This window comes from Hymenobacter armeniacus (assembly GCF_014699055.1).
Lineage (GTDB): Bacteria > Bacteroidota > Bacteroidia > Cytophagales > Hymenobacteraceae > Hymenobacter > Hymenobacter armeniacus.
The window spans coordinates 43,084-64,999 of the sequence record NZ_JACXAC010000007.1; the positions used below are offsets into that span (position 1 = coordinate 43,084).

The window sequence follows — 21,916 nt, forward strand, 5'->3', positions numbered from 1 at the left end:
AAAATCTACTGCGTGACTCTCATAAAATCAATATCCGGCATTCGCGGCACCATCGGGGGCCCGGTTGGGCAAGGCCTGACCCCCCTCGACGTGGTAAAGTATGCCGCCGCCTACGGCACGTGGGTAAAAACCCAAGCCACTGATAGCAAGCTCATCGTCATTGGCCGCGACGCCCGCCTCTCGGGCGACATGGTGAGCCGCCTCGTGGCCGCGACCCTGCAGGGCCTCGGCCTCGACGTGTGCGACCTCGGCCTGAGCACCACGCCCACCGTGGAGATGGCCGTGCCCGCCAAGAGCGCGGCCGGGGGCATCATCCTCACGGCCTCGCACAACCCCAAGCAGTGGAACGCCCTGAAGCTGCTCAACGCCAATGGCGAGTTCATTTCGGACACCGACGGGCAGCAGGTGCTGGCCCTGGCCGAAAGCGAAGGTTTCGACTTTGCGCCCGTGACCAAGCTGGGCCAGTACACCACCGACAACACCTTCCTCAAAAAGCACATCAAGGCCATTCTGGCCCTGCCGTTGGTGGACGTGGAAGCCATCAAGGCCCGCAACTTCCGGGTGGTGGTGGATGCCGTGAACTCCTCGGGCGGCTTTGCCGTGCCGCAACTGCTGGAAGCGCTGGGCGTGACCACCATTGAGAAGCTGCACTGCGAGCCCACCGGCGACTTTGCCCACAACCCCGAACCCCTGCCCGAACACCTGCGCGACATTGCCAAGGTGCTGGAAAAAGGCGGTTTCGACCTCGGCATCGTGGTGGACCCCGACGTGGACCGCCTGGCCCTGGTGAGCGAAAACGGCGAGATGTTTGGCGAAGAATACACGCTGGTGGCCGTGGCCGACTACGTGCTGAAAGCCTTGGGGGGCGGCAACACCGTGAGCAACCTGAGCAGCACCCGTGCCCTGCGCGACGTGACCGAAAAGGCCGGCGGCAGCTACGCCGCGGCCGCCGTGGGCGAGGTGAACGTGGTGACCAAGATGAAGGAAACCAACGCCGTGATTGGTGGCGAAGGCAACGGCGGCATTATTTACCCCGAGCTGCACTACGGCCGCGACGCTTTGGTGGGCATTGCCTTGTTTCTGACGCACCTGGCCAAGTCGGGCCTGACGGTGAGCCGCTTGCGCAACACCTACCCCGGCTACTTCATCTCGAAGAATAAAATTGAGCTGACGCCGGAAATCGACACGGACAACGTGCTGGTGCAGATGCAGAAGCGCTACGCCAAGCAGCCGGTGAACACCATCGACGGCGTGAAGATTGAGTTCGACAAGGAATGGGTGCACCTGCGCAAGTCCAACACCGAGCCCATTATTCGCATCTACGCCGAGTCGGAAACCAACGCCACGGCCGACTACCTGGCCCAGAAAATCATTGGCGATATCAAGGAGATTATTGCCGTGAAGGCATAAGGCTGAGCGCTGGGCGGTTGCTTTCGGCTAAAAGTCCGAGGTTTGTGCATTGACAACCGGGTTGGCCGGGCGCACCCACGCCCGGTCAACCCGTCTTTCTTCACCCCATGACCCCAACCACCCCGTCCGCCCCCGCCTTCGTTTACTTCGACAACGCCGCCACCACGCCGCTCGACCCGGAGGTGCTGGAGGCCATGCTGCCCTTTCTGCGCAACCATTACGGCAACCCGAGCAGCCTGCACGGGCCCGGCCGGCAGGTGCGCGCGGCCATCGAAAACGCTCGCAAGACGGTGGCCCATTTGCTGAATGCGGCCCCGTCGGAAATCATTTTCACCAGCGGCGGCACCGAGGCCGACAACTACGCGGCCTTTGGCAGCATTCGCACGCTGGGCCTGAAGCACGCCATTACTTCCAAATTGGAACACCACGCCGTGCTGCACCCGCTGCAGGCGCTGGCCAAGCTGGGCGAAATTGAGCTGCACTACGTGAAGCACGACGCCCAGGGCGCGCTAAATTTGGGCCACTTGGAAGAGCTGCTGACGGGGCAGTCGCGCACTTTTGTGAGCCTGATGCACGCCAACAACGAAATTGGCAACCTCAATGACATTGAGGCCATTGGCGAAATTTGTGCGCGCTACGACGCCGTGTTCCACACCGATACGGTGCAGACCATGGGCCACTACCGGCACGACGTGCAGCAGCTGAAAAACCACTTCTTGGTAGGTTCGGCGCACAAATTTCACGGGCCGAAAGGAGTGGGGTTCATTTATACCCGCAGCGGCCTGCAGGTGAGCCCGCTCATTCACGGGGGCTCGCAGGAGCGCAACGTGCGCTCGGGCACCGAAAACGTGTACGGCATCGTGGGCCTGGCCAAGGCCTTGGAAATTGCGGTGCGCGACCTGGCCTACCACCAGGCCCACGTGCAGGGCTTGAAAACCCGTTTCATCGAAAAGCTGCGGGCCGAGATTGACGACGTGCAGTTCAATGGCCTCTCGGAGCACGCCGATAAGAGCCTTTACACGGTGCTGAGCGTGAGTTTGCCGCCGTCGGCCATCAACGAGATGCTGCTGTTCAACCTTGACATCAACAAAGTGGCGGCCTCGGGCGGCTCGGCCTGTACCAGCGGCGCCCAGGCGGGTTCGCACGTGTTGGAAGCGCTGGGCTGCGACCCCGACCGCGCCACGGTGCGCTTCTCGATGAGCAAGATGAACACCGCGGCCGAAGTAGACTACGCCGTGGAGGCGCTGGCCAAGCTCTACCGGCCGGTAGCGGTGTAGAAAATAATAAATCGGAGAAGGCAGCACGATTGGGGGCTTGGCTGGGACGAAGTGGGCCTGAGGTCGGCGTCAGGCAGTTGCATGCCGCGCTGAGCGGAGGTTATCGAACGGTAGGAGTGGGCTGGGCTGGGTAGGGAAGGGCGTGTTTAATCGAACGCCAACAGGGGTTTGGGCGTAGGCAGGATTGATTGTTACACCTTCCTATTCCAAGCACAACCACTAATGGAACCAACTAACGCCTCCCCCGAAGCTACCCCGACGGCCACGCCCGCTACCGACAATGCTAACGCAACCCCCAACGGCAACGCCGCCGAAGCCCTGCTGACCAAAGCCCAGCAGTGGCTCAAAGACAGCAATGCCAAGGAACTGCTGAACAAGGTGCCGGCCTCGCTGAAAAACGTGGGCAACACCGCTACTACTAGTTTCAACAAGCTGAGTATTACCCAGAAAGTGGTAGGCGGCGCCTTGTTAGTAGCTGGGGCCACTTATCTGGCCCGCCGCGGCAGCAGCGCCAAGCGCGCCCAAGCCGCTACCATCAACGAGCTGCTGTACTTTGTGAATGACCGCATTGAGGGCTACCGCCGCGCCGCCGACGAAAGCCAGGACACCCAGCACCGCAGCTACTACTTGCAGCTAGTGAGCCAAAGCCAGCAATTTGCCAACCAGCTGAACGCCTACCTCGACCAGGAGGGCGCCGGCCGCCAGAACAGCACCACCCTGAAAGGCAAGCTCTACCGCGCCTTCATGGATGCCAAGGCTGCCGTGACCGGCCGCGACGAAAGCTCCATCATCGGCTCGAACATTTACGGCGAGGAGTGGGCCCTGAAGGCCTACGAAGAAGCCCTCAACGACGGCACCCTCACCGGCCCCATGCGCCGGGCCGTGGAACACCAGTATGCGCAGTCGAAGAAAACCTACGGCGAACTGAAGCGCATGGACGCTACCACGCGGTAAGTGCGGAAGACGACAACGTTGAAATCCGGCCGTGCACCCGCGCGGCCGGATTTTTTGTGGCCAAAGGTGGAATCAGTGTGGTGGAATGGGCGTCCTGTGAGCTGATAAAAACCGCCCGGGTACATTAGCGTACAGGAAGATGGTTTTTTAGCTTTTTACTTCAGCATGGCTGATATCAACATTCAACGCAAGAAAGCGTCGCCCAGCCCCTGGATTCTGGTGCTGCTGGCGGTGGCTGCCGTGGCGGTAGCCGCTTACTTTTTCCTCCGGCCCGACCCCGCCGACGAGCCCGCCCCGCCTGCCAATACCGGTGTAGCGGGCACTGCGACCGATACAACAGCCTCAGCAACGGCCGATACTGCCGCGCCGGCCCCCGCCGATACCGCAGCCGGGCACACGTTCCGCCAATCGCACAACCCCGCCGGGCCCGGTGGCACTACCGCCGCCGAAGAAGCCAGCACCGAAACCGCGGCCTCGCTGGCCGCCCAGGCTGCCACCGACCCGGCCGCGCCCGGCTACGCCCGCAACGGCTTGCAAAAGCTCACCGGCGTGCTTGTGTCGCTCACCGACCGCGACGACCTGCGCGACCCCACCATCACGGAGCAGCGCGACAATCTGACCAGCGCCACCGACCGCCTGGGCGACCCTAAGGTCAGCCTCCGGCCGGGCTTTGTGGCAGCGGCTTCCCTCATCAGGGCCATGCAGCAGAAAGCCTACCCTGAGCTGGAAAGCCAGGCCGCCGAGCTGACGCGGCTGGCGGACCAGCTGTCGGGCCGCAGTGCCACGGCCGCCGACCAGCAGCAAACCCAGCAGTTCCTGACCAAAGCGGCCGACATCGTGCGCGCCCTGAGCGAGCCCGCCCAACACACCCTGAATTAACGAATCAAGCCATGGAAACTCCCGTGCTGCGTCGCCTGCGCGACCTCACCGATTTTGAAGTAGCCGACGACAACCCCGACGTGCGCGGCTGGACCGTGCGCGGCAACGATGGCCAGGCCCTGGGCACTGTGTTTGAGCTGATTGTGGACCCCGACGCCATGAAGGTGCGCTACATCGACGTGGAGCTGGACTCGCGTTTCCACATCAACGAGCACGAAAACCACATCCTGCTGCCCATCGGGGCTGCTTCGCTCGATGAAGAAGGCGACAACGTGTTTGTGCCGGCGCTCAACGCCGAGTCGGTGCTGAACTACCCGCCCTACATCGAAATTCAGATTACCCGCGAATACGAGGAAGCCATGCTGCGCGCGCTGGGCAAGGAGCCCACCGCCAACCCCCGCTTCTACGAGCAGGAATCGTTCGATACCGACAGCTTCTACAGCCGCCGGGCGTCGTGATTCGTCCGCCTGCTACTGCCGCGCAATTTGGCGCGTAAGCACCTGCCCGTCGGGCAGGCGCAAGCTGAGCACGTAGAGGCCCGGCGCCAGGCCAGCCGCTTCTATGCGCAGGGCGCCCGCGCCGGCCGGTGTGCTGGTAATGGCCACGGGCTGGCCGAGCATGTCCTGGCAGCGAATTGCCGTGGGCAGCACGTGGCCGCTGATGAAAAAGGCGTCGGCGCTGGGGTTGGGATAGAGGCTGAAATCGGCCTCAGTGGCGCGGCGCGCGGCGCTGACGATGCGATTGGGCGTGGCCAGCCAGATGGTGGCGTTGAGCAGAATACGGGCGTGGTCGCCGTTGGCCTCCGCGGCCCAGCCGTCGTAAAGGTTGTTGCCGGGGGCGCCGGTGCCGTCGTCGGGCGGCGACGAATCGCCGAGGGCGGCCACGCGGCCCCGGCCGTAGCGGGCCCACGCCACCAGGGCGCCGGTGGTGCCGGTAGTGGCCGCGCCGGGCCGGAACAGGACGCCGTGCACGCTGGCATTGGCCGCCGGGCTCAGCGTGAGGCTGGCGCCGTTGTGGTATTCCATGGCCACGGGGTTGCCGGCGGGGCCGTGCAGCAGCGAGTCGGCCGGGGCCGCCGCCGCGCCCACCCCGCTGGTGAAGGTGAGGTTGTTCAAGTCGAAGGTGATGCCGAAGGGGTTGGCGGGGCTGGCCGAACTCATCAGGTCGTTCCAGATGGCCGGCGAATCCCAGCCGTCGCCATTGCGGTCCGAAATGGTGTGGTCCGAAATCATGAACAAGCCGCCGCCGTTGCGCACGTAGTTCAGAATAGCCGTTTTCTCGGCCGCGGTGTAGCGCGTGTTGGGCTCGTCCACAATGTAGGCCGCGTAATTGCGCAGGTCCTGGGCATTGCTGGCGTCGCCGTAGGTGATGCGGCCGCTGCTGGGCAGGGTTTCGACCTGGTAGCCGCGCTTCACCAGCGCAATGCCCCACGAGGAGATGGCACCCGTCCAGAAGCCTTCGGCCGTGCTGGCCGTGATGGTGTTTTGGGCGGGTGTGGGCAGGCGCTGGGCGCTGCCTGCCACGTCGGCATCAATCACCCAATCGGCGTTGCCGGCCGTTTGGGCTTTGGTGGCATCAAATAGGATTTTGACTGTTTGCTGGGCCTGAGCCTGAATTGCGGATGCTAAACTGAAAACCAGGGCAAACGTGTAACGAAAGCGCATTTGGGTGGGAAATTGCGGAAGAAGAAACCCCGAAGTTACAGCAAATGCGGTTGATGGAAATATAAATATGCAAGAAGGCCCTGCCGAGCTATGCTCAACAGGGCCTTCACCGACATGCGTTTGCGCGTGTGCTAATTCCGCCGAATCATCTCGGCCACGGCGTCTACCCACTGCGGCTCCGAATTCAGCGAGGGCACCAGTTGCCAGTGCTTGCCGCCTGCCTCCTCAAACATTTCCTTGAATTCTTCGCCCACCTCGATGGTGGTTTCGAGGCAGTCGGCCACGAAGGCGGGGGAGAATGCCAGTACGTTGTGAATGCCCTTGGCGGGGTATTCCTTCAGCACTTCGTCGGTGTAGGGCTGCAGCCAGGGGTCGCGCAGGCGGCTTTGCAGGCGGCTCTGGAAGGCCACCGTGTACTGCTCGGGGCCAATGCCGAGGCCTTCGGCCACCAGGCGCGACGTGGCGAAGCACTGGGCGCGGTAGCAGTACTGGTTTTGGGGCGTGAGCGTGTCGCAGCAGCTGCCGAAGCGGCAGTAGTTGGTGGGGTCGCCTTTCTTGACGTGGCGCTCCGGAATACCGTGGTAGCTGAACACGATGTGGTCGTAGTCGTGCTTGGCCATTTCGGCCCGGCCGCGCGCCACGATGGTGGCAATGAAGCCGGGGTCGGTAGCAAACTGGCTGATGAAGCTGATGCTGGGCACCACCCACCAGTCTTTCACGATGTCCATCACCTTTTCCTGCACCGAGCCCGTGCTGGCCGACGCATACTGCGGAAACAGCGGCAGCACAATGATGCGCTCCACCTCGGCCGCGCGCAGCTCCTCCAGCGCTTTCTCGATGCTGGGCTTCTGGTAGCGCATGCCGAAGGCCACCACGTAGCGCTCACCCAGCTCGGCCTGCACTTTCTTTTGCAAGTCGAGGCCGTGAAAGAGCAGGGGCGAGCCCCGCTCCGTCCAGAGCTCCTTGTAAATCTTGGCCGACTTGGGCGCCCGCAGCGGCACCACCAGCCCCTGAAACAGCGGGTAGCGAATGGCGGCCGGCATGTCGACCACGCGGCCGTCGGTAAGGAATTCGTTGAGGTAGCGCCGCACGTCGGGCGTATTGGGCGAGTCGGGCGTGCCGAGGTTGACGAGCAGCACGCCAATGCGGGCGTTGGGCGAAGTAGTGGAATTCATTGGTGCAAAGTTCGGGACTGTCGCGTGGACTCTGTGAGTCCGTGCGGGGCGGGATTCTGTGCGCAGGCGCGGGCTCACAGCACCTGCGCACCACGCGCCTGCCCAGCAAACAGCCGGCCGCTGGCATGGTTTCGGAGGTGGCCTCTAATGTCCGATTTACGGCCTGCCTTAGCTTTTCCGCCCCGTAAGCCGTACCTTTGCGGCCCTGATTATCAAACCCATCCATCGTGAACCCCGAAACCAAACCCCACCGCGCCGGCTTTGTGAGCATCATTGGCAAGCCCAACGTGGGCAAGTCCACGCTCATGAACGCGCTGGTGGGCGAGCGGCTTAGCATCGTCACGAGCAAGGCCCAGACCACGCGCCACCGCATCCTGGGCATCCTCAACGGCGATGATTTTCAGCTGATTTATTCCGATACGCCCGGCATCATTCAGCCCAAGTACGAGCTGCACAATGCCATGATGTCGTTCGTGTATTCGTCGCTCGAAGACGCTGATGTGGTGCTGTTCGTGACCGATATCTACGAGAAGCACGACGAAGAGCCCGTGGTAGAGCGCCTGCGTAAGATGGTGGACACGCCCATCATCCTACTTGTCAACAAGATTGACCAAGCCGAGCAGGCCGATGTGGAGGCCAAGCTGGCGTACTGGAAAGAGCAGCTGCCCAACGCCGCCGAGGTATTGCCCATTTCGGCCCTCAACGCCTTTGGCACCGAGCGGGTGCTGGAAATGGTGCTCGAACGCTTGCCCATTCACCCCGCCTACTACCCCAAAGACGAACTGACCGACAAGCCCGAGCGTTTTTTCGCCGCCGAAATGGTGCGCGAGAAAATCTTCAAGCTCTATAAAAAGGAGATACCCTACAGCTGCGAGGTGGTTATCGAAGAGTTTAAGGAAGAAGACGCCATCATCCGCATCCGCGGCATCATCTACGTGGAGCGCAGCAGCCAAAAGGGCATCGTCATCGGCCAGGGCGGCGAGGCGCTGAAGAAAGTAGGCACCTGGGCGCGAGAGGAAATGGAGAAGTTTTTCCTCAAAAAGGTGTTTCTGGAGCTGCACGTGAAAGTGAACGAGAACTGGCGCACCGACGCGAAAGCGCTGAGCCGGTTTGGATATCAATCGTGAGAAGTGGGACGGTGAGACATGAGACAGACCGTCCATTCGTAACTCGTCTTACTTCTCATGTCTCACCATCCCACTTCTCAAATCTCAATTCCGACCATCTATAACATATATAACCCCGGGCACTGCCGAATCTAGGTCGGGTCGGCGGCTGGGGCCACACAACATGTCTAAGCAGAACACCATCGCCATCGTGGGGCGGCCCAACGTGGGCAAATCCACGCTTTTCAACCGCCTCGTGGGCCAGCGCAAGGCCATCATGGACAACGAGAGCGGCGTGACCCGCGACCGTCATTACGGCTACGGCGACTGGATTGGCAAGAACTTCACCGTGATTGACACGGGCGGTTACGTGCACAATTCGGAAGACATTTTCGAGGGCGAAATCAACAAGCAAGTGAAGCTGGCCATTGAAGAGGCCGACGTGGTGCTCTTCATGGTGGACGCCGAAGCCGGCGTGCACGGCCTCGACGAGGAGTTTGCCTCGGTGCTGCGCCGCTACCTGGGCAAAAAGCCCATCTACCTGGTGGCCAACAAGGCCGACACCAACCTGCGCGCCCACGGTGCCGGAGAGTTTTATTCGCTGGGCCTCGGCGACGGCGAAATCTTCGCCATCAGCAGCCAGAACGGCCACGGCACCGGCGAACTGCTCGACCAGGTGGTGAGCCACTTCGACGACCCCGGCGAGGAAGAGCCCGAGTCCGAGATTCCGCGCATTGCCGTGGTGGGCCGCCCCAACGTGGGCAAGTCCAGCCTTGTAAACCTGCTGCTGGGCGAAGACCGCAGCATCGTGACCGACATCGCCGGCACCACCCGCGACTCCATTTCGGCCCGCTACAATGCCTTCGGCAACGAGTTTATTCTGGTCGACACGGCCGGTTTGCGCCGCAAGGCCAAGGTGAGCGAGGACGTGGAGTTTTACGCCAACATGCGCAGCCTGCGCGCCCTGGAAGAGTCGGACGTGTGCATCGTGATGCTCGACGCCAGCCGCGGCATCGAGGCCCAGGACGTGAACATCATCACCCTAGCCGACAAAAACCGCAAAGGCATCGTCATTTTGGTGAACAAGTGGGACCTGGTGGAGGACAAGCAGACCAACACCGCCAAGGATTTTGAAGCGAAAATCATGGAGAAGCTAGCGCCCATTGCCTATCCGCCCGTCATTTTCATTTCGGTGCTTAACAAGCAACGCGTGCACAAGGCCATCGAAACGGCCATCGAAGTATACCACAACAAGCGCCGTAAAATTCCGACTTCGCAGCTCAACGACGTGATGCTGAAGGAAATTGAGCGCTACGGTCCGCCGGCCGTGAAGGGCAAGATGGTCCGCATTAAGTACGTGACGCAGCTGCCCACCCACAACCCGGTGTTTGCCTTCTTCTGCAACCTGCCGCAGTACGTGACGGCCAGCTACACGCGCTACCTCGAAAACCGCATGCGCGAGAACTTCGACTTCAAGGGCGTGCCCATCGGCATCGTGTTCCGCAAGAAATAGCCGGCCGCCGCAGGGGAGAGAAAAGCTCGTTCATAAATTCTTCACAAATTTTTGAGCGAGCGGGTTACCTATTTCCAACTTCGGTATAAAGCCCCGAATTTGAAGATTTGTCCCGCGCAGAACTTCGAAAGTCGTTTCGAATCTCACCCCACATTTTAACCCCAACCCCAGATGAAAAAAGTATTGTTCCTCGCCCTGGCTGCTGCCTCGTTCTCGTTCACCGCTTGCGAAAGCAAGAAAGAAGAAGCTACCGAGCAGGCTGCTGACAACGTAGAAGCTGCTGGCGAAGCCAAAGCTGATGCCATGGAAGACAAGGCTGACGCCGTGCGTGACTCGGCCGATGCTAAGTCGGACAAAATGGAGGATGCTGCCGACAAGATGGCTCCTGCTACCGAAACCCCCGCTGAAGAAGTGAAGAAGTAATTCTTCGCCTTACGGCACCAAAAAGCCCCACCGGAAACGGTGGGGCTTTTTTCGTTGTGCTTACAGTTCGGTTTCCGGAGCGCCCAGGCGGCGGTTCAGCACGTGGTCCACCATCTCAAACAGCCGGCGCGGCTCGTAGGTCCGCCACGGCAGGTCGTCGAGCTGCCCGCCGAAGTTGATGTAGTTGTCGACGTTGTACTGCTTCATCTCGCGCTGCACGTGCTCCAGGAAGTTCACGCCCGCAATCCAGCCGTCTTCCACGTCCTCGTACCACTCCTCGTAGTAGTCGTCATCGGAGCCGTGGAAGTTGAACACGTTCTCGCCCACCAGAATGAACTTGCGAATGCCCTCGTGCACCAGCACATCAATGATGTTGCGCTTGAGCTCCATGATGTCATTCTCGATGGCGTCGTTCCACTCGCCGATGAACTCCAGAATGGCAATGCCGTCCTCGTAATCGGCAAACAGGATTTTGAAGAACAGCGTGTCGGAGCCCAGGCTATCCCACTGCGGATGAATGTAGTAGCCGTAAATGGTGTTGGTGTACGCCTCCAGGCTGTTCTCGGCTTCGAAGAGGGGTGAGCGGGGGTCTTCGGAAGCGGAGTACTGGTCAATCCAGTTATAATGTGGCTCGATGGTGTGCATAGCGGAGTAGCATCGGCTGTAGCCGGTGCCTACCTAGAAACGCCATTAAGCCCGAATCGTTCGGCCAAAAAAATAAGCCGGTGAGCCACAAGGCAAAGCAGGTGGTGTTACTGCTTTGCCCGGGCGTCCAGCGCGGCGCGCACGCCGCCGTGCTGCTTCAGCAGTTGCACGGCTTCGGCTTCTTCAATGCCCAGTTCTTCCATGAGCATCTTCTCGCCGCGGTGCACCAGCTTTTCGTTCGAGAGCTGCATGTCGACCATCTTGTTGCCCTTCACGCGGCCCAGGCGAATGAACGTGGCGGTGGTGAGCATGTTGAGCACCAGTTTCTGGGCCGTGCCGGCTTTGAGGCGTGTGCTGCCCGTGAGGAACTCCGGCCCCGTCACCACTTCCACCGGAAACTCGGCCGCCGCGGCCACGGCCGAGCCGGCGTTGCACACCACGCAGCCGGTGGCCAAGCCCGCCGCCCGGGCCCGGTTCAGCCCGCCGATGACGTAGGGCGTGCGCCCCGAAGCGGCGATGCCCACCAGCACGTCGTTGGCGTTGATGTTGTGCTGCTGCAAATCAATCCAGGCCTGTTCGGCGTCATCTTCGGCGCCTTCCACGGCTTGGCGAATGGCGCCGTCGCCGCCCGCCATGATGCCCACCACCAGGCTTGCCGGCACGCCGAACGTGGGCGGACACTCCGACGCATCTACCACGCCCAGCCGCCCGCTGGTGCCCGCGCCGATGTAAAACAACCGCCCACCGGCGCCCAGCCGCGCCACAATGGCCTCTACCAGCCGCTCAATCTGGGGCAGGGCTTTGGCCACGGTGTCGGGCACGGTGTGGTCGAGGCGGTTCATGCCGGCCAGCAGCTCGGAGGTGGAAAGGGTTTCGAGGTGGTCGAATTCGGACGGGGATTCGGTGGTCATGGCCGGGGATTAAGTCAGGTGCCCAATGACGGGAAAGTTATCAAAAACGTTGGCTGTGTGCGGAGCGTCGCGGTCGAGTTCGGCGGTGAGGTCCTGGCCGGCCCAGTGCTCGTAGTGGTTGCCGCGCCGCCACAGGCGTGAGCGGCTCACGTCGTAAATCCGGCCCTGGTAGGCTACCCAGATTTCGTCGCGGTCCTGCCCATTGCGCAGGGCCAGCTGGCGCTTGGTGTAGGTGGGGAGGGCGGTTTCCTCAATTGAATTGGCCTGAGTGGTCATGCTGAGCGAAGTCGAAGCATCTCTACCGCTTCGTTGCAATTAGTAATGATTAGCTGTGCGGTAGAGATGCTTCGACTTCGCTCAGCATGACGCTCTCTTTTTACAAACAAGTAAAACTTAGCTCAGCAGGGCTTGCAGCCGAATCCAGCGCTGCGGCAGGTCGCCCTGCGAGGCATTCAGGTAGTCTTCGTAGGTGCAGGGCACCACGCGCTTCACGGCATTGTCGCCCAGGCGCTCCACTTCCATCCACCACTTCTCGGCGCGGCGCGATTTGTAGAACACCAGCTTGTCGGGGTTGCCGGGCAGCACCACGGTGTAGGTGAGGAAGCGGAAGGTGCCGAAGCCCGTTTCGGGGCGGCGGTGGTAGAAGCCTTCCACGAAATACCACAGCATGGTGGCCAGCGTAGCGGCGGCCATGCCGTTGGTGTCCTGGTCGGTGCGGTAGCCATACAGGCCGAAGGAGCTGAGTTGCTCGTTGTGGCCCGCGTACCAGCACAGCTGCGTGGCTTCCTCGTTGCCGAGGCCAAAGGGATAGGCCGGATAATAGCCCGGCGCGTCCTGCCAGCGAATGGCGGCAATGTCGACGCTCATGAAATCGGCCTGCCGGATGAGCGGCTCCGACAGGCGCCGGTCGGCCCGCACCTCGCCCACGCTCATGGTCTCGAAGTGCATTTTCTCCAGCGCCACCAGCACTTCGGGCGGCGTGAGGTACTGCTGGTGGCCCAAGTGGGCCAGGCTGAACACGAAATTGGGCTCGTGCACCAGCATGCGGCGCAGGTGGCTGTCTTCGGGCGGCGTGCCGGGGCCGGGCTCGGCCATGTCGGGCCGCGAGTCGACCATGGCGAAGCTGATGGCGCGGTTCTGGGTTTCGTAGGCCAGAAACTGGCCGTAGTCGAGGTCGTGGCTGCCGCCGAGCAGAATCGGCACCGTGTTTTCCTCAATCAGCGCCCCAATGATTTCGCGCAGGCGCTGGTAGGTGTCTTCCAGCGTGAGGCCGGGGCGCAGGTTGCCCAGGTCGACGAGGCGCACGGCGCCGCTGCCTTTCTGCAGGCTGTAGAAACGGTGGCGCACCTCGTTGGCGCCGTGGCGGCTGGGGTGGCCGGTGGCGCTGCCGCGCCATTCGTCCAGCCCGATGAGGGCCAGGTCGGCGGCGCGCCAGTCCGGAAACGTTTCGGTGAAGCGGGTGGCGTAGGCGGCCAGCGTGGTGGGCGCGGGCGCGGCGGCGGTCAGCGTTTCCGGCAGGGGGTCAAAAAACAGGGCCAGGTTCATTGGGGACGGAAAAGCAAGCGCCCCAAAATTACACAGGAAAAGGCCGCTCCGATGGTTTTTTGACCGTTTTTGCGGCCTGATTGGTTTTTACCCGTAAGCGCAGCACTACCGCTGCGCCCCGCAGGCGTAGCTTGCCCACGAAAAAAGCTTTTTATTTAAGGTGAATTTCACTCGCCTGCTTTCAGCAAATCCCACCCCCATGGACGTCCGTCGCGCTTTCGATATCCTCCCGCATCAAATTGCCACTTCGCCCAAGCCCGACGCGTTGGCGTCGAAAATAAACGGGCAGTGGGTGCCCATCAGCAGCCAGCAATTGCTCGACCAGGCCAACCTCGTCAGCCTGGGCCTCGTGTCGCTCGGCCTCAAGCGCGGCGACAAGGTGGCCATCATCAGCATGAACCGCCCGGAGTGGATGCTGGCCGATTTCGGCATCTCCCAAATCGGGGCCACCAGCGTGCCGATGTACCCCAGCATCACCGTCGAAGATTACAAATACATCTTCACCGACGCCGGCGTGCGGGCCGTGTTCGTGGCCGATGCCAAGCTGTTCGACAAGGTGAAGGAAGCCACGCAGGGCCTCGACATTCCCGCCGAAAACATCTTCACGTTCGACAAGATTGACGGTGCCCGTCACTTCAGCGAACTGCTCGAAATTGGCAAAAAGGGCAATGCCGCCGACCTCGACCCGCTGAAAGCCGCCGTGGAGCCCGACGATTTGCTCACCCTCATCTACACCAGCGGCACAACCGGCAGCCCCAAGGGCGTGATGCTCACGCACGACAACATCCTGAGCAACTGCCGCAACTCGCAGCGCTTTGTGCCCGTCACGAAAGACGATAAGGCCCTGAGTTTCCTGCCGCTCTGCCACATTTTCGAGCGCATGGTGACCTACCTGTACATGATAAACGGTGTGAGCATCTATTACGCCGAAAGCATGGACGTCATCGCCGACAACCTGCGCGAAGTGAAGCCCCAGATTTTTACCACCGTGCCGCGCCTGCTGGAGAAGGTGTACGACAAGATTGTGGCCAAAGGCCACGAGTTGGAAGGCGTGAAGAAGAGCCTCTTCTTCTGGGCTTTGGACTTGGGCCTGAAGTTCGACACCCAAAAGGACCAGGGCTTCCTATACAACACGCAGTTGGCGCTGGCCAATAAGCTTATTTTTAACAAATGGCGCGAGGCGCTGGGCGGCAACCTGCGCTGTATTGTGAGCGGCGGCGGGGCCCTGCAGCCGCGCCTGGCGCGCGTATTCTGGGCGGCGGGCATCCGGGTGATGGAGGGCTACGGCCTGACGGAAACCTCGCCGGTGATTGCCGTGGGCGGCTACGAGCCGGAAAACAACATGATTGGCACGGTGGGCCCGCTCATCGACAACATGGAAGTGAAAATTGCCGCCGATGGCGAGATTCTGACCAAATCGGCCTCCGTGATGAAGGGCTACTACAACAAGCCCGAGCTGACGGCTGAAGTGTTTGACAAGGAGGGCTGGTTCCACACCGGCGACATTGGCGAACTGGTGAACGGCAAGTTTTTGAAAATCACCGACCGCAAGAAGGAGATGTTCAAGACGTCGGGCGGCAAGTACATTGCCCCGCAGGTCATCGAAGGCAAGCTGAAGGAAGACCCGCTCATCGAGCAGGCCATGGTGGTGGGCGCCGACCAAAAGTTTCCCTCCGCGCTGGTCGTTCCTTCGTTCTCGGACCTGAAGGGCTGGTGCAAGCGCAACAACGTGAATTGCGACTGCTCCAACGAAGAACTCATCAAAAACGAGAAAATCGTGGACCTCTTCGAAGGACTGGTGAAGAAGTACAACCAAAGCTTCGCGCAGTGGGAGCAGGTGAAGCGCATTGTGCTGCTGCCCGAACTCTGGACCGTGGAAAGCGGCGAGATGACGCCCACCATGAAGGTGAAGCGCAAGGTGATTACCGAGAAAAACAAGGACCTCATCGACAGCCTGTACCTGCAGGCCGAGAAGCGTTAAACGACCGCGGCGAAGGGCGTCAGAGAGGCGCCTTTCGCTGGTTTGCGCACACAAAAAGGAAGTTGGGGAAGCCGGCAAAGGCGGCGCTTCTCCAACTTTTTTAATTGGAAACTAGTATGCAAGCCTAACAAATTTTTCGTAAGTTTACCGCACTTACCGTCTGCTTATGAAACCCGAAGAAACCGTCGATTACAACATCAAAGTGGCTTGGCATGCGATTTCGCGGATGTACAACACCCAGGCGGCGCAGAACGACATCACCACCAGCATAGGCTTTGTGTTGCTGAACATCGACCAGGAGAAGGGCACGCCAGCCACCAAAATTGCGCCGCTGCTCGGCCTCGAAACCCGCAGCCTGACCCGCATTTTGCGCAGCATGGAGGAAAAAGGCCTCATCTACAAGCAGGCCGACTCGGTGGACAAACGCTCGGTGCGCATTTTTCTGACCCCGCTCGGGCTGGAAAAAAAAGAGGTGTCGCGCCAAACCGTGCGCCACTTCAACCTGAAAGTGCGCGAGAAAATCCCGCAGAGCCAGCTCGACAGCTTCTTCAAGGTCGCCGCCCAGATTACGGGCATGATTGAGGGCAAAACCCTCTTCGAAGATTTCGTGCTGAAATCACTGCGGCAGGAAACCTCCGCTTCTTAATACGACACTGGACCGGAGTGCCTCGCGGCACTCGGGATGTCACGACTATTCTCTCACCTCATTACCCTTAACCACCCAAGAAAGAGGATGAAACGAACCATCAAGAAAGTTGCCGTGCTGGGTTCCGGCGTCATGGGCTCGCGCATTGCCTGCCATTTCGCCAACATTGGCGTGCAGGTGCTGCTGCTGGACATTGCGCCCAAGGAGCTGCTGCCCGACGAAGAGAAAAAAGGCCTGAAACTGGACGCGCCCGCCGTGCGCAACCGCATCGTGAACGCCGCGCTGCAGGCCGCCATCACGGCCAACCCGTCGCCGCTCTACCGCAAGGCCGACGCCAGCCGCATCAAAACCGGCAACCTCGACGACAACCTGAAAGACATTGCCGGCTGCGACTGGACCATTGAGGTGGTGGTAGAGCGGCTTGATATCAAAAAGAGCCTCTACGAGCGGGTGGAGCAGTTCCGCAAGCCCGGCACGCTCATTACCAGCAACACCTCGGGCATCCCGATTCACCTGCTGGCCGAGGGCCGGTCGGAGGATTTCAAGAAGCATTTTGCGGGCACGCACTTCTTCAACCCGCCGCGCTACCTGAAGCTGCTCGAAATCATTCCGACGCCGGACACCGACGCGGAGGTGCTGGATTTCCTGCAGCACTACGGCGACTTGTACCTGGGCAAGACGGTGGTGTTGGCCAAGGACACGCCCGGCTTCATTGCCAACCGCGTGGGCGTGTTTGCCCTGCTCGACGCCATGCAGACCATGCAGAAGCTGGGCCTGACCGTGGAAGAAACCGACAAGCTGACCGGCCCGGTGATTGGCCACGCGAAGTCGGCCACCCTGCGCACTTCCGACGTGGTGGGTCTGGACACGACCATCAACGTGGCCAACGGCCTGGCCCAGGGCCTGCCCAACGACGAGGCCAAGGACGTATTCGTGCTGCCCGATTTCGTGAAGAAGATGGGCGAGAGCAAGTGGCTGGGCGACAAAACCGGCCAGGGCTTCTACAAGAAAGTGAAGGGCGAAGGTGGCAAGTCGGAAATCCACGCGCTGGATTTGAACACGCTGGAATACAAGCCGAGCCAGAAGGTGAAATTCGCCACCTTGGAGCTGACGAAGAGCATCGACAAGCTGGCTGACCGATTTAAAGTATTGGTAGGAGGGAAGGACAAGGCCGGCGAATTCTACCGCCTGAGCTTCGGCAGCCTGTTTGCCTACGTGAGCAACCGCGTGCCGGAAATCTCCGACCAGCTCTACAAGATTGACGACGCCCTGCGCGCCGGCTTCGGCTGGGAAATGGGCCCGTTCGAAACCTGGGACGCCCTGGGCCTGCAGGCCGGCGTGGACCTGGCCAAAGCCGCCGGCCGCACCGTGGCGCCGTGGATAGAAGAGATGCTGGCCGCCGGCAATACGACCTTTTATAAGGTAGACGCCAGCGGCGCCCGCCAGTTCTACGACATCGAATCGAAGAGCTACCAAGCCATTCCGGGCGTGGAGAACTTCATCATCCTCGACAACCTGCGCGCCAGCGGCAAGGTGCTCTGGAAAAACTCCGGCGCCTCGGTGGTCGACCTCGGCGACGGCATCCTGAACGTGGAGTTTCACTCCAAAATGAACGCGCTGGGCCAGGACGTCATCGAGGGCCTGCTGCGCGGCGTGGACATGGCCGAAAAAGGCTACCGCGGCCTCGTGGTGGGCAACGACGCCCCGAACTTCTCGGCCGGCGCCAACCTGGGCCTCGTGTACATGCAGGCCCTAGAGCAGGAGTTCGACGAGCTTAACCTGATGATTTCGCAGTTCCAGAACGCCATGATGCGGATGCGCTACAGCAGCATTCCGGTGGTGGGCGCCCCGCACGGCCTCACGTTGGGCGGCGGCTGCGAGCTGAACCTGCACTGCGACCGGGTGGTAGCGGCGGCCGAATCCTACATCGGCCTCGTGGAATTCGGCGTGGGCCTGATTCCCGGCGGCGGCGGCACCAAGGAAATGACCCTACGTACCGCAGCCAAGTACGAAGAAGGCGAGCCCGAATTCAACCTGCTGCGCAACACCTACATGACCATCAGCACGGCCAAGGTTTCGACCTCCGCAGCTGAGGCGTTTGACCTGGGCTTCCTGCGCCGGGGCGACGAAATCGTGGTGAACAGCAACCGCGTCATCGCCGCCGCCAAAGCCGCCGCGCTGGATTTAGCCGATGCCGGCTACACCCAGCCCACGCCGAAAACCAACATCAAGGTGCACGGCAAGGGCGCGCTGGCCATGTTCAAAACCGGCGTGTACGCCATGCAGCAAGGCAACTACATCTCGACCCACGACCAGCTCATTGCCGACAAGCTGGCCTACGTGATGTGCGGCGGCGACCTGTCGTCGCCCACCGAAGTGAGCGAGCAGTACCTGCTGGATTTGGAGCGCGAAGCCTTCCTGTCGCTGTGCGGCGAGCGCAAGACCCTGGAGCGTATTCAGAGCATTCTGACCACCGGCAAGCCGTTGCGCAACTAAAATCGTCTGTCATGCTGACGAAGGAAGCATCTTATCACGGCGGCCTTTGTTAGCGTTTTAAACCCCAGCGGTGCAGGATTGATAAGGTCCTTCACTGCGTTCAGGATGACATTTCAAACAACATGAACCAGACTGCATATATCGTTGCCGGCTACCGCACGGCCGTGGGCAAAGCCCCGCGCGGCGGCTTCCGCTTCACCCGGCCCGACGACCTCGCGGCCACTGTTATCAAGCACCTCGTGGCTCAGGTGCCGGCCCTCGACCCCACGCGCATCGACGACGTCATTGTCGGCAATGCCGTGCCCGAGGCCGAGCAGGGCCTGCAAATGGGCCGCCTTATTTCGCTGCTGGCCCTGCCCATCAACGTGCCCGGCCTCATCGTGAACCGCTACTGCGGCTCCGGTGTCGAAACCATTGCCATGGCCGTGGGCAAAATCTCGGCCGGCATGGCCGACTGCATCATCGCGGGCGGCACCGAGAGCATGAGCATGGTGCCCACCGTGGGCTGGAAAACCGTGCCCAACTACAAGCTGGCCATGCAGCACCCCGACTATTACATGGGCATGGGCCTCACCGCCGAAGCCGTGGCCAACGACTACAAAATCAGCCGCCAGGACCAGGACGAATTCTCGTACAACTCGCACCAGAAGGCCATCAAGGCCATTGAAGGCGGCAAGTTCAAGAAGCAGATTGTGCCCGTGACGGTGGAGGAAACCTACCTCGACCAGGCCACCGGCAAGAAGAAAAACCGCTCCTACGTGGTGGATACCGACGAAGGCCCCCGCGCCGACACCTCGGTGGAAGCCCTCGCCAAGCTGCGCCCCGTGTTTGCCGCCAACGGCACCGTGACCGCCGGCAACTCCTCCCAAACCTCCGACGGCGCCGCCTTCGTGCTCGTGATGTCGGAGCGCATGGTGAAGGAGCTGAACCTGGAGCCCGTGGCCCGCATGGTGAACTATGCTTCCGAAGGCGTGGACCCGCGCATCATGGGCATGGGCCCCATCAAGGCCGTGCCGAAAGTGCTCAAGCAAGCCGGCCTCACCCTCAACGACATCGACCTGATTGAGCTGAACGAGGCCTTCGCTTCGCAGTCCATCGCCGTGGTGCGCGAACTGGGCATCGACCCCGAGAAGCTGAACGTGAACGGCGGCGCCATTGCCCTGGGCCACCCGCTTGGCTGCTCCGGCGCCAAGCTCAGCATCCAGCTATTCGACGAGCTGCGCGAGAGCGGCAAGAAGTACGGCATGGTTACGGCCTGTGTGGGCGGCGGCCAGGGCGTGGCCGGCATCTACGAGCTGCTGAAGTAGCGACTATTTACTGAAAAGAAAACCCCGAACGCCGGGGTTTTCTTTTCAGTAAATAGTCGGCACGCCTAACATTTTTTCATATCTTGCAACACTAAATCGGCTGCTCCGTTGTTTCTCAAAATAGTAGGCGTGCCGAACACTTTTAACCTTCAATATCCAACTCAACCGTCATGGAAGTAACGCAGAATGCCAGCCTGAAAGGCGGCGAGTTCATCATCAAGCCGACCGATGCGCAGAGCGTCTTCACGCCGGCTGACTTTACCGAAGAGCAAAACATGATGTACCAGACCTGTCTGGACTTCGTGCAAACGGAAGTGTCGCCGCTGCTCGACCGCCTCGACAACCACGAGGAGGGCCTCATGCGCGGCCTCATGGAAAAGGCCGGCCAGCTCGGCTTGTTCGGCGTGAGCATTCCGGAGCAATACGGCGGGCTCGACATGGACTTCCCCACGGCCCTGCGCGTGACCGAGGGTGTGGGCGGCGGCCACTCGTTCCCGGTGGCGTTTGCGGCCCACACGGGCATTGCCATGCTGCCCATTCTGTACTTCGGCAACGACGAGCAGAAGGCCAAGTACCTGCCCGGCCTCACCAGCGGCGAGCTGATGGGCGCCTACTGCCTCACCGAGCCCGGCTCCGGTTCCGACGCCCTGGGCGCCAAGACCAAAGCCGTGCTGAACGCCGAAGGCACGCACTACGTGCTGAACGGCCAGAAAATGTGGATTACCAACGCCGGTTTCGCCGACGTGTTCATCGTGTTTGCCAAGATTGACGGCGAGCAGTTCACGGGCTTCATCGTGGACAAAGACACGCCCGGCCTGAGCCTCGGCAACGAGGAGCACAAAATGGGCATCAAGGGCTCGTCGACGCGCCAGGTGTTCCTGACCGACGCGCTGGTGCCGAAGGAGAACATCTTGGGTGAGATTGGCAAAGGCCACCTTATCGCCTTCAACGTGCTGAACATCGGCCGCATCAAGCTGGCGGCCGCCTGTCTGGGCGGTGCCAAAGGCGCGGCTAACCAGAGCATCAAATACGCCAACGAGCGGGTGCAGTTCAAGCTGCCCATCAGCAAGTTTGGCGCTATTCGCTATAAGCTGGCCCAGCAGGCCATCCGCATGTACGCCGTCGAATCGGCCATTTACCGCGCCGGCGATGACATCTACCGCATGGAGCAGAAGCTCATGGCCGAAGGCAAAGGCGCCAACGAGGCCCTGTTGGGCGCGGCCCGCGAGTTTGCCGTGGAGTGCGCCATTCTGAAAGTGGAAGGCTCGGAAGTGCTTGACTATGTGGTGGATGAAGGCGTGCAGATTTACGGTGGCTACGGCTTCTCGGCCGACTACCCGATGGACCGCGCTTACCGGGACTCGCGCATCAACCGCATTTTCGAGGGCACCAACGAAATCAACCGCCTGCTGGCCGTTGATATGATTCTGAAGAAAGGCCTGAAGGGTGAAATCGACCTGATGGGCCCGGCCCAAGCCGTGCAGCAGGAGCTGATGAGCATCCCGAGCATGAGCCAGGACGAAGAAAACGACCTGTTCAGCAAGGAGATGAAAACCATCGCCAACCTGAAGAAAGCCATTCTGATGGTGGCCGGCTCGGCCGTGCAGAAGTTCACCGCCACCCTGGCCAAAGAGCAGGAATTGCTGATGAACATCGCCGACATGGCCATCAAAACATACATCGCCGAGAGCACCCTGCTGCGCGTAGAGAAGGAAGCATCGCTGAAAGGCGAGGAGGCCGTGGCCGCCCAGGCCGACATGGCCCGCGTGTACCTGGCCGACGCCGTGGACTTGGTAGAGAAAGCCGGCAAAGACGCCATCGGCAGCATGGCCGAGGGCGACGAGCAGCGCCTGCTGCTCATGGGCCTGAAGCGCTTCACCAAGGCCGAGCTGGTGAACGTGAAGGAAGCCCGCCGCCGCGTGGCCGCCAAGCTCATCGAAGCCAACGAGTACGTGTTCTAAGCCACGAACACAGCGAATAAAAA

General features: G+C 61.2%; 19 protein-coding genes. 13 read left to right on the forward strand and 6 right to left on the reverse strand.

What is annotated here, in order from left to right; translation table 11 throughout:
• Nucleotides 1-12 precede the first annotated feature (12 nt).
• The 5 genes from glmM to IC234_RS20215 all read left to right on the forward strand — a co-directional run bounded on the left by glmM (nucleotide 13) and on the right by IC234_RS20215 (nucleotide 4,978).
• Nucleotides 13-1,410 carry a phosphoglucosamine mutase gene (gene glmM, locus IC234_RS20195; RefSeq protein WP_190928267.1) on the forward strand — a complete coding sequence of 466 codons (1,398 nt, stop codon included), beginning with the start codon at nucleotides 13-15 and terminating at the stop codon, nucleotides 1,408-1,410.
• Nucleotides 1,411-1,517: 107 nt separating this feature from the next.
• Nucleotides 1,518-2,687 carry a cysteine desulfurase family protein gene (locus IC234_RS20200; protein ID WP_190928269.1) on the forward strand — a complete coding sequence of 390 codons (1,170 nt, stop codon included), beginning with the start codon at nucleotides 1,518-1,520 and terminating at the stop codon, nucleotides 2,685-2,687.
• A 222-nt stretch (nucleotides 2,688-2,909) separates the two neighbouring features.
• Complete coding sequence (locus IC234_RS20205) at nucleotides 2,910-3,641, forward strand: PA2169 family four-helix-bundle protein (protein WP_190928271.1); 732 nt, start codon at nucleotides 2,910-2,912, stop codon at nucleotides 3,639-3,641.
• A 165-nt stretch (nucleotides 3,642-3,806) separates the two neighbouring features.
• Entirely contained in the window at nucleotides 3,807-4,520 is a 714-nt protein-coding gene (locus tag IC234_RS20210) for a hypothetical protein (RefSeq protein ID WP_190928273.1), read from the forward strand.
• A gap of 11 nt (nucleotides 4,521-4,531) precedes the next feature.
• Nucleotides 4,532-4,978 (forward strand): PRC-barrel domain-containing protein, encoded by a 447-nt coding sequence (locus IC234_RS20215; RefSeq protein ID WP_190928276.1) that lies wholly within the window; start codon nucleotides 4,532-4,534, stop codon nucleotides 4,976-4,978.
• Between the two features lie 12 nt (nucleotides 4,979-4,990).
• Here IC234_RS20215 and IC234_RS20220 read toward each other — a convergent pair whose 3' ends face one another.
• Together IC234_RS20220 and hemH are read right to left on the reverse strand one after the other, a co-directional pair.
• Complete coding sequence (locus IC234_RS20220; RefSeq protein ID WP_190928278.1) at nucleotides 4,991-6,184, reverse strand: T9SS type A sorting domain-containing protein; 1,194 nt, start codon at nucleotides 6,182-6,184, stop codon at nucleotides 4,991-4,993.
• Between the two features lie 131 nt (nucleotides 6,185-6,315).
• On the reverse strand, nucleotides 6,316-7,359 hold the full coding sequence (gene hemH, locus IC234_RS20225; RefSeq protein ID WP_190928280.1) for a ferrochelatase: 1,044 nt from the start codon (nucleotides 7,357-7,359) through the stop codon (nucleotides 6,316-6,318).
• Between the two features lie 227 nt (nucleotides 7,360-7,586).
• Between hemH and era the strand changes: the two genes are divergently transcribed.
• The 3 genes from era to IC234_RS20240 all read left to right on the forward strand — a co-directional run bounded on the left by era (nucleotide 7,587) and on the right by IC234_RS20240 (nucleotide 10,401).
• Nucleotides 7,587-8,486 carry a GTPase Era gene (era, locus tag IC234_RS20230; protein WP_190928282.1) on the forward strand — a complete coding sequence of 300 codons (900 nt, stop codon included), beginning with the start codon at nucleotides 7,587-7,589 and terminating at the stop codon, nucleotides 8,484-8,486.
• A gap of 163 nt (nucleotides 8,487-8,649) precedes the next feature.
• The gene (der, locus tag IC234_RS20235) at nucleotides 8,650-9,978 is read left to right on the forward strand and encodes a ribosome biogenesis GTPase Der (RefSeq protein WP_190928284.1); all 1,329 of its coding nucleotides are present in this window, start codon (nucleotides 8,650-8,652) and stop codon (nucleotides 9,976-9,978) included.
• A gap of 171 nt (nucleotides 9,979-10,149) precedes the next feature.
• Nucleotides 10,150-10,401 (forward strand): hypothetical protein, encoded by a 252-nt coding sequence (locus IC234_RS20240; RefSeq protein ID WP_190928286.1) that lies wholly within the window; start codon nucleotides 10,150-10,152, stop codon nucleotides 10,399-10,401.
• Nucleotides 10,402-10,461: 60 nt separating this feature from the next.
• Here IC234_RS20240 and IC234_RS20245 read toward each other — a convergent pair whose 3' ends face one another.
• The 4 genes from IC234_RS20245 to IC234_RS20260 form a co-directional block, all read right to left on the reverse strand.
• Entirely contained in the window at nucleotides 10,462-11,046 is a 585-nt protein-coding gene (locus tag IC234_RS20245; RefSeq protein WP_190928288.1) for a hypothetical protein, read from the reverse strand.
• A gap of 107 nt (nucleotides 11,047-11,153) precedes the next feature.
• Nucleotides 11,154-11,957: an N-acetylmuramic acid 6-phosphate etherase gene (gene murQ, locus IC234_RS20250; RefSeq protein WP_190928290.1), complete on the reverse strand. Its 804-nt coding sequence runs from the start codon at nucleotides 11,955-11,957 to the stop codon at nucleotides 11,154-11,156.
• A gap of 9 nt (nucleotides 11,958-11,966) precedes the next feature.
• Entirely contained in the window at nucleotides 11,967-12,233 is a 267-nt protein-coding gene (locus tag IC234_RS20255; RefSeq protein WP_190928292.1) for a cytochrome b5 domain-containing protein, read from the reverse strand.
• Between the two features lie 117 nt (nucleotides 12,234-12,350).
• Entirely contained in the window at nucleotides 12,351-13,502 is a 1,152-nt protein-coding gene (locus IC234_RS20260) for a formimidoylglutamase (protein ID WP_190928294.1), read from the reverse strand.
• 199 nt (nucleotides 13,503-13,701) lie between these two features.
• On the opposite strand from IC234_RS20260, the gene IC234_RS20265 reads away from it, so the two are divergent.
• From IC234_RS20265 to IC234_RS20285, 5 genes are all read left to right on the forward strand, one after another.
• The gene (locus IC234_RS20265) at nucleotides 13,702-15,483 is read left to right on the forward strand and encodes an AMP-dependent synthetase/ligase (RefSeq protein WP_190928296.1); all 1,782 of its coding nucleotides are present in this window, start codon (nucleotides 13,702-13,704) and stop codon (nucleotides 15,481-15,483) included.
• A 166-nt stretch (nucleotides 15,484-15,649) separates the two neighbouring features.
• Entirely contained in the window at nucleotides 15,650-16,129 is a 480-nt protein-coding gene (locus IC234_RS20270) for a MarR family winged helix-turn-helix transcriptional regulator (protein WP_190928298.1), read from the forward strand.
• 87 nt (nucleotides 16,130-16,216) lie between these two features.
• Nucleotides 16,217-18,625 carry a 3-hydroxyacyl-CoA dehydrogenase/enoyl-CoA hydratase family protein gene (locus IC234_RS20275; protein ID WP_190928300.1) on the forward strand — a complete coding sequence of 803 codons (2,409 nt, stop codon included), beginning with the start codon at nucleotides 16,217-16,219 and terminating at the stop codon, nucleotides 18,623-18,625.
• A 122-nt stretch (nucleotides 18,626-18,747) separates the two neighbouring features.
• Entirely contained in the window at nucleotides 18,748-19,932 is a 1,185-nt protein-coding gene (locus IC234_RS20280; protein ID WP_190928302.1) for an acetyl-CoA C-acyltransferase, read from the forward strand.
• Nucleotides 19,933-20,102: 170 nt separating this feature from the next.
• Entirely contained in the window at nucleotides 20,103-21,893 is a 1,791-nt protein-coding gene (locus IC234_RS20285) for an acyl-CoA dehydrogenase family protein (RefSeq protein ID WP_190928304.1), read from the forward strand.
• The last annotated feature ends 23 nt before the right edge of the window (nucleotides 21,894-21,916 follow it).